The organism is Amycolatopsis sp. NBC_01488 (genome assembly GCF_036227105.1).
In the GTDB taxonomy this organism is placed as follows: Bacteria; Actinomycetota; Actinomycetes; order Mycobacteriales; family Pseudonocardiaceae; genus Amycolatopsis.
The window spans coordinates 1,840,802-1,854,017 of record NZ_CP109434.1; the positions used below are offsets into that span (position 1 = coordinate 1,840,802).

At 72.7% G+C, this 13,216-nt stretch carries 13 protein-coding genes; 2 read left to right on the forward strand and 11 right to left on the reverse strand.

All coding sequences use genetic code 11. The annotated features are described in order from the left end of the window. Positions 1-112: 112 nt before the first annotated feature. The 6 genes from OG738_RS08745 to OG738_RS08770 form a co-directional block, all read right to left on the reverse strand. On the reverse strand, positions 113-925 hold the full coding sequence (locus OG738_RS08745; protein ID WP_329052724.1) for a sugar phosphate isomerase/epimerase family protein: 813 nt from the start codon (positions 923-925) through the stop codon (positions 113-115). A 75-nt stretch (positions 926-1,000) separates the two neighbouring features. Continuing rightward, a complete protein-coding gene (locus OG738_RS08750) occupies positions 1,001-2,653 on the reverse strand; it encodes a hypothetical protein (RefSeq protein ID WP_329052725.1) in 1,653 nt (550 codons plus the stop codon). Between the two features lie 163 nt (positions 2,654-2,816). Continuing rightward, positions 2,817-3,800 carry a Ppx/GppA phosphatase family protein gene (locus tag OG738_RS08755; protein ID WP_329052727.1) on the reverse strand — a complete coding sequence of 328 codons (984 nt, stop codon included), beginning with the start codon at positions 3,798-3,800 and terminating at the stop codon, positions 2,817-2,819. 112 nt (positions 3,801-3,912) lie between these two features. Next, complete coding sequence (locus tag OG738_RS08760) at positions 3,913-4,602, reverse strand: response regulator transcription factor (protein WP_329052728.1); 690 nt, start codon at positions 4,600-4,602, stop codon at positions 3,913-3,915. After that, on the reverse strand, positions 4,599-5,843 hold the full coding sequence (locus OG738_RS08765) for a sensor histidine kinase (protein ID WP_329052730.1): 1,245 nt from the start codon (positions 5,841-5,843) through the stop codon (positions 4,599-4,601). Before OG738_RS08765 ends, OG738_RS08760 begins: the two co-directional genes overlap by 4 nt. 145 nt (positions 5,844-5,988) lie before the next feature. Further along, positions 5,989-6,858, reverse strand: coding sequence for an oxidoreductase (locus OG738_RS08770; RefSeq protein WP_329052732.1), 870 nt, complete (start codon positions 6,856-6,858; stop codon positions 5,989-5,991). Between the two features lie 66 nt (positions 6,859-6,924). Here OG738_RS08770 and OG738_RS08775 point away from each other — a divergent pair, with 66 nt between their 5' ends. Both OG738_RS08775 and OG738_RS08780 read left to right on the forward strand, forming a co-directional pair. Then, positions 6,925-7,572, forward strand: coding sequence for a DNA-binding response regulator (locus tag OG738_RS08775; protein WP_329052733.1), 648 nt, complete (start codon positions 6,925-6,927; stop codon positions 7,570-7,572). Next, positions 7,569-8,447: a hypothetical protein gene (locus tag OG738_RS08780; protein WP_329052734.1), complete on the forward strand. Its 879-nt coding sequence runs from the start codon at positions 7,569-7,571 to the stop codon at positions 8,445-8,447. Before OG738_RS08775 ends, OG738_RS08780 begins: the two co-directional genes overlap by 4 nt. Before the next feature lie 6 nt (positions 8,448-8,453). Here the strand turns inward: OG738_RS08780 and OG738_RS08785 are convergent, their stop codons facing one another. The 5 genes from OG738_RS08785 to OG738_RS08805 all read right to left on the reverse strand — a co-directional run bounded on the left by OG738_RS08785 (position 8,454) and on the right by OG738_RS08805 (position 13,213). Continuing rightward, a complete protein-coding gene (locus OG738_RS08785; protein ID WP_329052736.1) occupies positions 8,454-9,203 on the reverse strand; it encodes a phosphoglyceromutase in 750 nt (249 codons plus the stop codon). A 423-nt stretch (positions 9,204-9,626) separates the two neighbouring features. After that, the gene (locus tag OG738_RS08790) at positions 9,627-10,493 is read right to left on the reverse strand and encodes a DUF4349 domain-containing protein (RefSeq protein WP_329052737.1); all 867 of its coding nucleotides are present in this window, start codon (positions 10,491-10,493) and stop codon (positions 9,627-9,629) included. A 69-nt stretch (positions 10,494-10,562) separates the two neighbouring features. Then, a complete protein-coding gene (locus OG738_RS08795) occupies positions 10,563-11,075 on the reverse strand; it encodes a YbjN domain-containing protein (RefSeq protein ID WP_329052739.1) in 513 nt (170 codons plus the stop codon). After that, complete coding sequence (gene mshA, locus OG738_RS08800; protein WP_329052740.1) at positions 11,072-12,376, reverse strand: D-inositol-3-phosphate glycosyltransferase; 1,305 nt, start codon at positions 12,374-12,376, stop codon at positions 11,072-11,074. Before mshA ends, OG738_RS08795 begins: the two co-directional genes overlap by 4 nt. Before the next feature lie 21 nt (positions 12,377-12,397). Further along, positions 12,398-13,213: an alpha/beta fold hydrolase gene (locus OG738_RS08805; RefSeq protein WP_329052741.1), complete on the reverse strand. Its 816-nt coding sequence runs from the start codon at positions 13,211-13,213 to the stop codon at positions 12,398-12,400. Positions 13,214-13,216 lie beyond the last annotated feature (3 nt).

Consider the following 13,216-nt stretch of genomic DNA (forward strand, 5'->3'; position numbering starts at 1 on the left):
GAATCCGGAGAGGTGACGATCGAACAGCGCGACGGTTTCACAGCCGGAACTTTACGTGTTCGACCCCGGTAAATGGACCCGGGAGTAGTCGTGTCCGCGCGGGAGTGCGCAATTACTGCCCCAGGTGGAAACGCGCGAACAGCAATGCCTCCGCCAGATCCCGGACCCGCTGAGCGCCGGTGACGGCGTGCCGGGTGTTGATCTCCAGCACGATCTGACCGGCGAAACCGCTGCTGACCAGCTTCTCCAGCAGCTCCGCGCAGGGCTGGCCGCCGCGTCCGGGCACCAGGTGTTCGTCCCTCGGGACGCCGGTGCCGTCCGCCAGATGGAGGTGTGAGAGGCCTTCGCCCATCCGCTGCGCCAGTGCGAGTGCGTCCATCCGGGCTGCCGCTGTGTGGGACAGGTCGAGCGTGTAGTGCCGGAAACCGACGTCCGTCGGGTCGATCGACGGCCGGAACGCGGAGACGCGGGAATTCTTCGAACCACCCGGCGGGCGCACCTTGAACATGTTCTCGACGGCGATTTCGATCCCGCTCGACTCCTCCAGCTCGTCGACGAGATCACCGAAGGCATCGCCGTAACGGCGTTGCCACCGGAACGGCGGATGGACGACCACGGTCCGGGCCCCGAGTTCGTGCGCGGCCTCCACGGACATCCGCAGCCGCACCACGGGGTCGGGCGACCAGATCCGCTGGGTGATCAGCAGCGACGGCGAGTGGATCGACAGCACGGGCACCCCGGTGCGGCGCGACCACCGGCGCAGGGCGCTGACGTCCTGGCTGACCGCGTCGGCCCAGACCATCACCTCGACGCCGTCGTACCCGAGCTCGGCGGCGAGCTCGAAGGCGGTCCCGGCCTTGAGGGGCCAAACCGACGCCGTGCTGAGCCCGACGGGGACCGGCTTCTCGTCTGTCACGCGCGCCATCCTGCCTCGTCACCGAGGGTGCGGAGCAGGGGCACGCGCGGAAGGGGACGCGGATCTCACCGCGTCCCGCCGCCGTCAGCGGCCGACGAGCAGCAACGCCGCCGGGGACACCGTCACGACCAGGCCGACCAGCACCGCCAGGACCGTGGTCTGCAGGTCCTCGGCGCGGCGGATCTTCCGCACGATCCAGACCAGCGCGACCACCACCAGCAGCGCCGCCACCAGTGCGGCGGCCGGGATGTTCACCCACAGCCAGTTGAAGCCCAGCCACACGGCCGCGCCGCCGACGACACCCATCGCCAGCTGGCCGGCCAGCGCCAGCCACGCCTTGCCGGGCGAGGTCGCGGGCTCCGGCTCGGCGGCGGGCTCGGGCGCGTCGTCGTACTCGTCGTCCTCGTAGCCGTCGCCTTGCTCGTAGCCGTAGTCGTCGTGCTCGAAGTCCGGGCCGTCGGCCGGGTAGCCGTCGGCGAACTCGCGCTCGTAGGGCTCCAGGTCGTCCGGGATCGGGGCCCGCGAGGCACGCTCACCGGGCGCGAACGGCATCGGCGGCGGGTACGTGCCGGTCGGCGGGCCGGCGTCGTAGGCGGCCTGGTAGCCGCTGCCGTCCGGCGCGAAGCCCTCGGGCTCGAAGTCGTCGTCGGGGTAGCCGTCGTCCGGGGCGTCGGTGGGCACCACCGGCATGACGCCGATCTCGGTGTCCTCCAGCTGCTCCTTCTGGCGGCGCTTGCGCCAGTTCGCGAGCCCGCCCGGCGACGACGGTTCGGGCCCGTCGGCCGGGTTCTTCCCGGGCGCCGGCGGAAGCGGCGGCTGCTCGCCCGCCACCGCGTCGAACTGCTCGGTGTAGGCCTCCCGCTGCGGCTGCGGACGGCGCGCGGGGCCGCGGCGCGGGCGGCCGGGTGCCGCCGGCGGCGTCGAGAAGGTCCCGCTGGCCATCGGGCCCGGCGGGACGTCGATGTCGGCGTCCGGGGTGCCGTTGAGGCCGTCGAGCCGGGCCGACAGCGGACCGCCGGGCGGCGGTGGCGTCGGCAGCTGCTGGGACGGCTGGGGCGGCGGGGTGGGCAGCTGCTGCGACGCCTGGGGAGGCGGCGGGCGGCGGCGGACCGGCGGGACGGCCCCGCGGGTCTCCTCGGCCGTGGGCGCTGGCGGGGTCGGCAGCTGCTGCGACGGCTGCGGGGGCGGCGGCTGGCGCCGGGGCGCGCGCGGCGGCACGGGCAGCTGCGCCGACTCCTGGGGGTTCGCGAACTGGCCGGACTCCTGCGGCGGCCGGGCGGGCGGGTTGGCGAACTGCCCGGACTCCTGGGGCGGCCGGGTGAACTGGCCCGACGGCTGCGGCGGCGCCGGGGGGCGCGCGTACTGGCCGGACTCGCCGCCGCCGGGGGCGGGCCGGGCCGGGGGCGGGGGTGGCGGGACCGGCCGCGGCGGGGACTCCGGCGGGGCCACGCGCGGTGCGGGCGGCGGCTCGGCGCGACGCCGTCCGGCCGGCCGGTTCGGCGGGGGCGGCGTGCCCTCGCCGGCGACCCGGTCGATGATCGCCTGGGGGCCGGTGTCGGTCACGCCCGGACGCCGGTGCGAGCCGGTCGCGCCCGGGGTCTCCGGGGTGCCGGGCTCGTCGTCATCGGCCGCGCGCCGCCGACGGCGGCGGTTGCCGCCGTCGACCTGGGCACCGTGCTGGGCGAGCAGCTCAGCCACGGTCTTCTGCGGCTGGTCGCCTCCGGTCTGGTCCGTCATACCTGGTAGTCCCTTGCGCGCACCGAGTTGTCACTGGCGGCACCTCGCGAGGAGGTGCCCGACGGCATCCCGGCTGCGCAGCGCGCGCTGTACGCCGACCTTCGCATGTCCGTCACCTCTCCACCGTGCCCGTTGTCCGTCCGGGAAGTCCAGCCGGGTGCTTTCACCGGTCCTCCTGTGCGCCGAAGCGCCCCACGAGGGCGGCTCCAGTCTCATCCGCGCCGTTGGAATGGTCCAGCCGCCGCAGGATGACACCCTCTCGCAGAGCCCACGGGCAGATCTCGAGTTCCGGCAATCCGAGTGCCCGCATCGTGGCCTGCGCGACGAGCGCGCCCGCCACCAGCTGGTGCGACCGGCTCGAGCTGACGCCCTCCAGCTGCGCGAGGTCGGCCGACGGCATCCGCGAGATGAAGGCCAGGAGCTGGCGCAAGGCGGTGTCCGAAAGCGTACGTCGCACGCGCGGGCCCGCCGCCGAGGGGGCGGCACCGGTCAGCCGGGCGAGCGACCGGAACGTCTTCGACGTGGCGACGACCCGATCGGGTTCACCCCATTTGGTGACCTTCCGCGCGAGCTCGGTGAGCTGGTCGTCCAGCCACGCCGACGTCGCGACGAGCTCCGAGCGCGTCGGCGGGTCGTGCCGGAAGCGGGTGCGCGTGGTGCGGCCGGCGCCCAGGGGCAGGGATTCGGCCAGGACGGGCTCTTCGTCGCGGCCCATCGCGACCTCCAGCGAACCGCCGCCGATGTCCAGCACGAGCAGCTGGCCCGCCGACCAGCCGTACCACCGCCGGACGGCGAGGAAGGTGAGCCGGGCTTCGTCGATGCCGGAGAGGACCTGCAGGTCGACGCCGGTTTCGTCGGCGACGCGGGCGAGGACCTTCGCGGAGTTCTTGGCTTCGCGGACGGCGGAGGTGGCGAAGGCCATGACCTCCTGGCAGCCGAGCCGCGCGGCGGCTTCCTTCGCGGACTCGACAGCGGTCACGAGCTCGTCGGCGCCGGTCTTGCTGAGGTCGCCGGTGCGGGTGATCCGCTCGGCCAGGCGCAGCACGGACTTCTCGGAATGCATCGGCGTCGGGTGGGCGCCACGGTGGGCATCGACCACGAGCAGGTGGACGGTGTTGGAACCGACGTCGAGTACCCCTAGGCGCACGGGGGTCCAGGGTACCGGCCCGAGGGCCAGGTCTCGAACATGTAACCAACAACACTCGGTGCGGTACCGCCCCGGCGCGCCTCCCCCCGGGGCGATACCGCCCGAAACGCGCTTACGTCTCGAACTTGTAGCCCAGGCCGCGGACCGTCACCAGGTGCCGCGGGGAGCCCGGGTCCGGCTCGATCTTCGAGCGCAGCCGCTTCACGTGGACGTCGAGCGTCTTCGTGTCGCCGACGTAGTCCGCGCCCCACACCCGGTCGATCAGCTGCCCGCGCGTCAGCACCCGGCCGACGTTGCGCAGCAGGTATTCGAGCAGGTCGAACTCCTTGAGCGGCAGCGACACCTCGGCGCCGTCGACCGTCACGACGTGACGCTCGACGTCCATCCGCACCGGGCCCGCCGCGAGCACCAGCGGGGCCAGCTCGCCGTCGGTGCCCGGCTCGCCGCCGCGGCGCAGCACCGCCCGGACCCGCGCGATCAGCTCACGGGCCGAGTAGGGCTTCGTCACGTAGTCGTCCGCGCCCAGCTCCAGGCCGACGACCTTGTCGATCTCGCTGTCCCGCGCCGTCACCATGATCACCGGCACGGCCGAACGCTGCCGCAGCTGCTTGCAGACGTCGGTGCCGCTCATCCCCGGCAGCATGAGGTCGAGCAGCACGATGTCGGCGCCGTTGCGGTCGAACTCCTCCAGCGCGGCCTGGCCGGTGCCGGCGACGGCCGCGGTGAACCCTTCCTTGCGCAGCAGGAAGGCGAGGGGGTCGGCGAACGACTCCTCGTCCTCGACGATGAGAACCCTGGTCACAGGTTTCCTCCATGATCTGGGCTGTCCTGCCCGGTAACCACGAGCCTCGGGGTGCGCTCGGGGGTCTTCTCCTGCCGTGGTGCCGGCGAGGTCTTGGCCGCCGTCCGGCCGGGCTCCGGGGCCGGGTCGGGGCGGACGTGCGCGGGGATGCGCAGGGTGAACGTCGAGCCGGTGCCCGGCCGGCTCCACAGGCCGACCGAGCCGCCGTGGTTGGCCGCGACGTGCTTGACGATCGCCAGGCCCAGCCCGGTGCCGCCGGTGGCGCGCGAGCGGGCCTTGTCGGCCCGGTAGAAGCGCTCGAACACGCGGGTCTGCTCGTCCTCGGGGATGCCGATGCCGCGGTCGGTGACGGCGATCTCGACCATCCCGTCGGCCAGCCGCCTGCTGATCGACACCGGGCTGCGGGCCGGCGAGTACGCGACGGCGTTCTCCAGCAGGTTCGACAGCGCGGTGACCAGCAGCGTCCGGTCGCCCTCGATGAGCAGGCCGCTCGGGGTGTCGGTGGTGATCCGGATGTCGGCCGACTCGGCCGAGAGCGTCGTCCGGCCGAGCGCCTCGCGGACGACCGCGTCGACCTCGACGACGTTGAGGTCCGGCAGCCGCTCGGCGCCCTGCAACCGGGACAGCGCGATCAGCTCGGTGACGAGCTGGCCGAGCCGGGTGGACTCGCGCAGGATCTTGCCGCCGAAGCGGCGGACCTCTTCGACGTCCTCGGCGGCATCGAGCACGGCCTCGGTGAGCAGTGCGATCGCGCCGACCGGGGTCTTGAGCTCGTGGCTGACGTTGGCGACGAAGTCGCGGCGCACGGCCTCCAGCCGGATGGCCTCGGAGTGGTCGACGGCCTCGACGACGGTGAAGCCGTCGCCGAGCGGCCGGACCTGGCCGAGCACCGCCTCCGGCTGGCGGCCGCGCGCCTCGATGGGCGAAAGGTCGATTTCCATCGGCTCGTCGGTCTCGACGACCTGTTCGGCGGCCTTGCGGGCCCGCGAGTCGGCCTGGTTCACCTTCACCAGGCCCAGCTCGTAGGCGCGGGGGTTGTGCAGCACCATGTCGCCGAACTTGTTGAGGACGACGACGCCGTTGTGCGAGGACCGGACCAGCCGTTCGAGGAGCTCCGCGACGGTCGGGCCCGGCGGCCGGGCCTCTTCGCGGCGGGTGCGTGCCCGCGAGACGAGGTAGCCGACCACCGCACCGGCCACCAGTGCCCCGATGGCCAGTGCGAGGGAAACAGGCGTGGTCACCGGCCGATCGTAAGCCGTGATGTGGCCCTTCGGCCTAGCGTTGTCCGCCTTGTCGTGAGCACCGCGACACCTGAAGAAGACCTGTTCGCCGGTGCTTCAGCCCGCGTTCACCCGATCGATTCCGCGGCGAGACATTCCGGGTGAATCACCCGTTCGCATCAAGCGTTTTCAGATCGTCGTCCGTGAGGGTCAGCGACGCGGCCGCGACGTTCTGCTCCAAGTGCGCGACGTCGCCGGTGCCCGGGATGGCGAGCACGTGCGGTCCCTGGTGCAGCGTCCACGCGAGCCGCACCTGGGCCGGGGTGGCGTCGTGCCGGCGCGCGACCTCGGCGACGCGCGCGTCCTCGCCCGTCCCGCTCGCGACGGCGAAGAACGGCACGAAGGCGACTCCGCGCTCGGCGCACATCCGGACGATCTCGTCGTCCTCCCGGCGCGCGGTGAGGCCGTACTGGTTCTGGACGCAGACGACCGGCGCGATCTCGAGGGCCTCGGTGAGGTGGTGCGGCGCGACGTTGGAGATGCCCAGCTCGCGGATCATCCCCTTCTCGCGCAGCTCGGCGAGCGCGCCGAAGCCGTCGGCCAGCGAGCCTTCCCCGCGGTCGAGGCCCTGGCCGATCCGGTAGTTCGCGACGTCGAGGTGCTCGAGGCCCAGCTCGCGCAGGTTCTCTTCGACCTGGGCCCGCAGCTGGTCCGGCCGGGCGGTGTAGAACGCGCCGGTGAAGTCGCGGCCGGGACCGACCTTGGTGGTGATCGTCAGGCCGTCGTACGGCGCGAGCGCCCGGTTGATCAGCTCGTTCGCCGAGCGCGGGCCGGCGAAGTAGAAGGCGGCGGTGTCGATGTGGTTCACGCCGAGCTCGACGGCGCGGCGCAGCACGGCGATCGACGTCTCGCGCGCGCGGATGCCGCCGTCCGACGTCGACATCAGGCGCATGGCGCCGAAACCGAGGCGGTTGACTTCGAAGGAGCCGAGCTGCCAGGTGCCCGCCGCGGCGGCGGGAGAGGTGTTCGTGGTCATGGCTCCAGCCTTCCGGTCGGACGCACGAGGCGCCGCGGTTGGCAGCTAGCTGCCAAACTGGACTGCGTGGAGAGAGTCAGCGACGTCGTCGTGGTGCGCGGCGAGGCCGAGCTGTTCGAGCGCACCCAACACTTGTTCGCGACCGCGACGGAGATCTCGTGCGCGGCCCGCGACCTGCACACCTGGTCGGTGGCGCACCCGACGATGCCCGAGCGGGAGCAGGCGGTGCGCACGACAGGGCGCATGTCGGTGCGCAAGATGTACCTGCCCGGCGTCCTGTTCGACCCGGCCCTGGCGGAGCACCTGCGGTTCATGGCCACCCACGGCGCGCGGATCCGGATCACCGAGCGCGAGGTCAACGAGACGATCCTGCTGGACCGCCGGATCGCGATCGTGGCCGGGGACGACGTCGGCGGCGTCCGCAGCTACACCGTCGTCAGCAGCCCGCAGCTGGTCCAGGGCATCCAGTCGCTGTTCGAGGCGGCCTGGGCCGGCGGCACCGACCTCGAGTCCTACCGGGCCCGGTTCACCGAGCTGGGCGCGCGGGAGATCCTCGAGCAGCTGGCGTCGGGCTGCAAGGACGAGACGGCCGCGCGGGCGCTGGGGGTCGGTCTGCGGACCTACCGGCGGCGGGTGGCGGAGCTGATGGACCTCCTCGGCGCGTCGTCCCGCTTCCAGGCCGGAGCGCGGGCCCGCGAGGCCGGCCTGCTGTGAAGCGGGCGCTGCTGGCGCTGGTACTGACGACGTCGGCGTGCTCGTCGGCGATCTCCGGCACGGCCACGCCGCTCACCGGCAACCTCGCGCTGGTCGACGCGCGCGGCACGGGCTCGGCCCTCGACGGGGTGCAGACGGCGGCCGAGGCGGTGTTCAGCTACGACTCGGCGAACCCGGCGGCGTTCGACCAGGCCGTCGCGGCGAACGTCACCGGCGCGGCGAAGGACCAGCTCACGACGTTGTTCGAGCAGGTCAGGAAGAGCAAGCAGGCGGTCCACCTGGCCACGCGGGTGCGGGCAGCGGCCGCGCTCGACTTCACCGGCGACCGGGTCCGCGAACTGGCCGTGCTCGAGCAGGACAGCGGCGCCACGAAGGGGCTGGCCACGGTCGCGTTGACCGCGCTGAAGGCGGACGGGCGCTGGCGGGTCTCGGACATCGCGGTGAACCCGGCCCAGCCGTCCCCGGCGCCGCGGCCGGACGACGGGACCCCCGCGGGCAGCCGTGACGCGGCGGTGGCGGGTGCCAAGGCCATCGCCGGCGGGCTGTTCACGACCGACAGCGCCGACCCGGACGGCCCGTACGCGCGAGCCGAGGCGGTGATCGCCGACCCGCTGCTGAGCGACTACCGCGCGAAGAAGGCGAGCTACGTCGACGCGATCCGCAAGAGCGGCACGAAGGTCACGCTCGGGCCGAACCCGATGGCCGGGGTCGTCGCGCTCACCGGCGGCCGGGCGGTCGTGCTGTTCTTCACGACGCTGCAGGTGACCGACGCGGCGGGCAAGGCCACCGGCAAGCCCTTCACGGTCGAGTTCGACGTCGTCCGTGAAGGGGCGAGCTGGAAGGCGACCGCCGTCCGGCCGGTCACCGCCTCCTGAACAGCGTCAGCGGCCCTGGTTGGCGACCGCGGCCGCGGCTTCCTTGGCGGCCTCGGGGTCGAGGTACTCGCCGCCGGCCTTGACCGGCTTCAGGTCGGCCGTGAGGTCGTAGCGCAGCGGGATGCCGGTCGGGATGTTGAGGCCGGCGATGTCGGCGTCGGAGATCCCGTCGAGGTGCTTGACGAGCGCGCGCAGGGAGTTGCCGTGCGCGGCGACCAGCACGGTCTTGCCCGCGCGCAGGTCCGGCACGATCTCGGACTCCCAGTACGGCAGCAGCCGTTCGACGACGTCCTTGAGGCACTCCGTCAGCGGCGCGTCGTCGCCGAGGTTCGCGTACCGGGCGTCGCCGGCCTGGCTCCACTTGTCCTTCGGGTCGATCTCCGGTGGCGGGGTGTCGTACGAGCGGCGCCAGAGCATGAACTGCTCCTCGCCGAACTCGTCGAGGGTCTGCTTCTTGTTCTTGCCCTGCAGGGCGCCGTAGTGGCGCTCGTTGAGGCGCCAATCGCGCTTCACCGGGATCCAGTGCCGGTCGGCGGCGTCCAGCGCGATGTTCGCGGTGGAGATCGCCCGGCGCAGCAGCGAGGTGTGCACCACGTCCGGCAGCAGGCCGGCGCCGGACAGCAGCTGCCCGCCCTGGCGGGCTTCGCCCTCGCCCTGCTCCGACAGCGGTACGTCCACCCAGCCGGTGAACAGGTTTTCCGCGTTCCACGTGCTCTGCCCGTGCCGCAGCAGCACCAACGTCCCAATCTCGGCCATGGCCCTCAGCCTGCCATGACGGACCACCGTGCTCACCGGTGACCTCCGCTCCTACGCAGAGTGTGTTACCGCGGAGTAACACCTCACCCTTCGACAAGTCCGGCCGCCAACAACGCGCAAAATCCGGGCAAGGGGCTGCACACCGTTATCGCTCACCGGTAAGTTCACTCGAACGGACTAGTGAGTAGTCTTGTGATTACAGGTCGAGATCTGACAGGTTGGCTTACGTCCCGAACGGCCGGATTCCACGCACTCCCCGGCCGGTTTCGGGCTTCGACCGCGGCTCGTCTCCCCCCTGCCGAGCCGCGGCCCGCCGGCCCCGATGGCACCCCCCTCGTCACCGGGTCCTGATCGGCGGGAACTTCAGCGGGGCGGCTCGAGATCGCGACTCCCCCCTCCCTCGAGCCGTCCCGCCTGCCCGCTTCACACCTCGGTGGGTTCCGGCCGAGCCGGACGGCGACGGCGGTTCAGCCGCCGGCCCAGCCAGGCCAGCGGCACGGCGATCAGCAGGAACGGCGCCACCGCGCCCAGCACCGTCAGCAGGCCGCCGCCGAAGGTCAGGAACGCGTCCCAGCCGGCCGCCAGCCCACCCAGGAACCCGCTGCGGTCCTCCTGCGCCGGGGGCGGCGCGGCCACGCTCCGGATCGTCATCGACACCGTCGCCATCGCGACGCTGCCCGCCAGCGAGTTCTGCTGCTGCTCCAACGACTCGAGCGCCGACTCCCGGCTCGTCAGCTCGCTTTCGATCGACGTGATGTCCGACACGGACGTCGCCTGCGAGAGCAGCGCGCGGATCCGCTCGACCGACTTCCGCTGCGTCGCCAGCCGGGCTTCGACGTCGACGACCTGCTCGGTGACGTCCTGGGTGGTCAGCTCGCGCTTCACCAGGCTCGAGCCGAGGTGCGAGAGCTGGTCGAGGACCGGGTCCAACCGCTCCGCGGGCACCGCCAGCGACAACGTCGCCAAGTCGTCGCCGGTGCTCTCCTGCCCGGTGTAGCCGCCGGCGCCCAGCGCGATCCCGCGGGCCTGCGCGACGACGTCGGCGACCTTGGTGGCGGTCAGCTCCAGCCGGGCACTGCGCGAGAGCTTGCGGTCGGTCGCCCCGGCCTGGGGCGGCGTCACCTTCGACTCGGCCTTGCCCCCGGTGCCCTGCTGCGGCGCGGCCGGAACCTTCGCCACCCCACCGGCACTGTCCGCCGTGGACGACGCGCTGTTGCCCGCCGAAGAACACCCGGCCAGCACTAACGCCACACCCGCGATCGCGAGCGCGGCTCTCCATCGAGTCCGCATCCGGCTCTCCCTCCAGTTTCGACTGGCGAGGAGACGGATGTCCGCTTCAGGGCCGTTGCACGGCCCGGGTCACGACTCGGTCAAGCCCGGTTCGTGCGGCTTCTCGGGACCTACGAGGTGCTTGAACGCCTGCAGGTTGGCCAGCGACTCGCCGCGGGAGACGCGCCAGTCCCACTCGCGCTTGATCGACGTCGCGAAGCCGATCTCCAGCAGCGTGTTGAAGTCGCCGTCGGCGGCTTCGAGGACCTGGCCGAGCACCTTGTCGAGCTCGTCGGCGGAGAGCGTTTCCTTGCCGAACCGGCCGACCAGGTAGATGTCGCCAAGACTGTCCACTGTGTAGTGCACGCCGTACAGCTTCGCGTTGCGCTGCAACAGAAAGCGGTAAACGTCCTCATGGGACTCGTCAGGACGGCGACAGACGAAGGCCTCCACCGAAAACGCGTGGTCGCCGTCGACGAGCCACGCGTTGGTCTGCAGCTTCTTCGTACCCGGCAGCGTGACGAAGTACTTGCCAGGACCGCGTTTGTCGTACTTCAGCTCGGCAGAGTCCAAAGTAGACTGGATCAGCTCGTCCAGGCTCACACCGCCACCTCCGTGCGCAGGTCCAGCGCGTGCCGGAACGCGCTGGTGGCCTGAGCATAGATGTCCAGCAGCGCGTCCGTCGTGCGGCGCCAGGAGAACCGCCGCGCGTGCACGACGGCGTTGGCAGCCAGCTCCGCGCGCCGGTCCGGGCGCAGCGCGACGGCGGCCAGCGCGTCCGCCCACTCCTCGGCGCCGTGGCCCGGCACCAGCAGCCCGGAAACGCCGTGCGGCACCGCCACCGGCAGCCCGCCGACCTCGGCCGCGACCACCGGCGTCCCACACGCCTGCGCCTCCAGCGCGACCAGGCCGAACGACTCGTTGTAGCTGGGCACCGCGACGACGTCGGCGGCGCGGAAGACCCGCGCGAGCGCCTCGCCCGGCTGCGGCGGCAGGAACCGGACCTGCCGCTCGATGCCCAGCGAGACAGCCAGCTCGCGCAGCGCCTGCGGCTGCTCCAGCCCGGTGCCCGACGGCCCGCCGACGATCAGCACGACCAGGCGGGAGGCCAGCTCGGGACGGCGGCGGAGCAGGGCCGCGGCCGCGTGCAGCAGCACGTCCGGCGCCTTCAGCGGCTGGATGCGGCCGGCGAACGCCAGCACGACGTCGTCGTCGGCCAGGCCCAGCTCGGCCCGCGCGACGGCCTGCGAGCCCGGCGTGAAGCGTGCGAGGTCGACGCCCGGCGGCACGGCGTGCACCGCGTGCGGCTCGGCGTCGTAGAGGTCGATCAGCTGACGTGCCTCGACGGCGGTGTTGGCGACCAGCCGGTCGGCCTCGGCGACCACCTGCTCCTCGCCGATGACCCGCACGCGCGGCTCGGGCTTGTCCCCCTCGGCGAGCGCGGCGTTCTTGACCTTGGCCAGGGTGTGCGCGGTGTGCACCAGCGGCACCGACCACCGGTCGCGGGCGAGCCAGCCGACCTGGCCCGACAGCCAGTAGTGGGAGTGGATGAGGTCGTAGTACCCGGGCTCGTGGAAGGCCTCGGTGCGCAGCACGCCGGAGGTGAACGCGCACAGCTGCGCGGGCAGCTCGTCGCGGCTCAGCGGTTCGAACGGGCCCGCCTGCACGTGCCGGACGAGCACGCCCGGCGCCAGCTCGGCCACCGGCGGCTGGTCCGACGCCGTCGCGCGCGTGAACACCTCGACCTCGACACCCTGGCGGGCCATCTCGGTCGCCGTCTGGCTGACGTAGACGTTCAGGCCGCCGGCGTCGCCGGTCCCCGGCTGCTCGAGCGGCGAAGTGTGCACGGACAGCACCGCGACCCTGCGCGGCGCAGCACGGAACCCCCGGATGGAGCTGGTCACCTGGTCGTCTCCCGCGTTACGTCAGCATTCCTCGGCGAACTGCCGGAGTACCGCGTCGAACTCCTCCGCGGACTCGGCGAAGGGCGCATGCCCCCCGTCAAGGAACCAACGCCCGGTGGCACCCGGAATCTTCCCGATGGTGTGCTCCGCCGCCGCGGGGTCGATCACGCGGTCCAGCGAGCCGTGCACCACCAGGGTCGGTTTGTCGACCGCGGCCAGGACTTCTTCGCTGCCGAGGTCGCGGCGGAAGAGGGCCGCGCGCACCGAAGGAGGCACGCTCAGAGAAGCGCCGAGCAGGGCCTGGACCTGCGCGCCGGGCACCGGCCGGGCGGCCATGCCGCGGCTGAAGGCGGTGAGCGCCGGGACCGCGATGTCCGGATCGTCCGAAAGCATCGCCCGCATGTGCGCACGCATCAGCGGCCCGACGCGGCCACCGGCCCGGTCGCGGCCGATCTCGGTGATCGCGCCGACGAGCACGATCCCGCGCAGCCGGGCGGTGCCGTGCACCCGGATGTGGTCGGTCAGCACCAGGCCGCCGTACGACCAGGCGACGACGATCGCGTCCGGCCCGGCGAAGTCGAGCACCGCGGCGAGGTCGTCGGCCCAGGCCACCGGGTCGTCGTAGCCCGCGGCCGGGACGTCGGACGCGCCGTGGCCCCGCAGGTCCATCGCGACCAGGCGAAACCGCTCGGTCAGCGCCGGGTCGGCCAGCTGCGCCGCCCACGCCCCGGACGACTGCGCCCAGCCGTGCACGAAGACGATCGGCCTGCTGTTCTCGGCACCCTCGACCCGCAGGCCGAGCCGCGTCCCGCCGTGCCCGACGACTTCGGTGCGCACGGC

Coding starts and splice junctions, on each gene's coding strand:
- OG738_RS08745 (WP_329052724.1), bottom strand. CDS start 925: ATGGCGCGCGTGACAGACGAGAAGCCGGTCCCCGTCGGGCTCAGCACG.
- OG738_RS08750 (WP_329052725.1), bottom strand. CDS start 2,653: ATGACGGACCAGACCGGAGGCGACCAGCCGCAGAAGACCGTGGCTGAG.
- OG738_RS08785 (WP_329052736.1), bottom strand. CDS start 9,203: ATGGCCGAGATTGGGACGTTGGTGCTGCTGCGGCACGGGCAGAGCACG.
- OG738_RS08790 (WP_329052737.1), bottom strand. CDS start 10,493: ATGCGGACTCGATGGAGAGCCGCGCTCGCGATCGCGGGTGTGGCGTTA.
- OG738_RS08770 (WP_329052732.1), bottom strand. CDS start 6,858: ATGACCACGAACACCTCTCCCGCCGCCGCGGCGGGCACCTGGCAGCTC.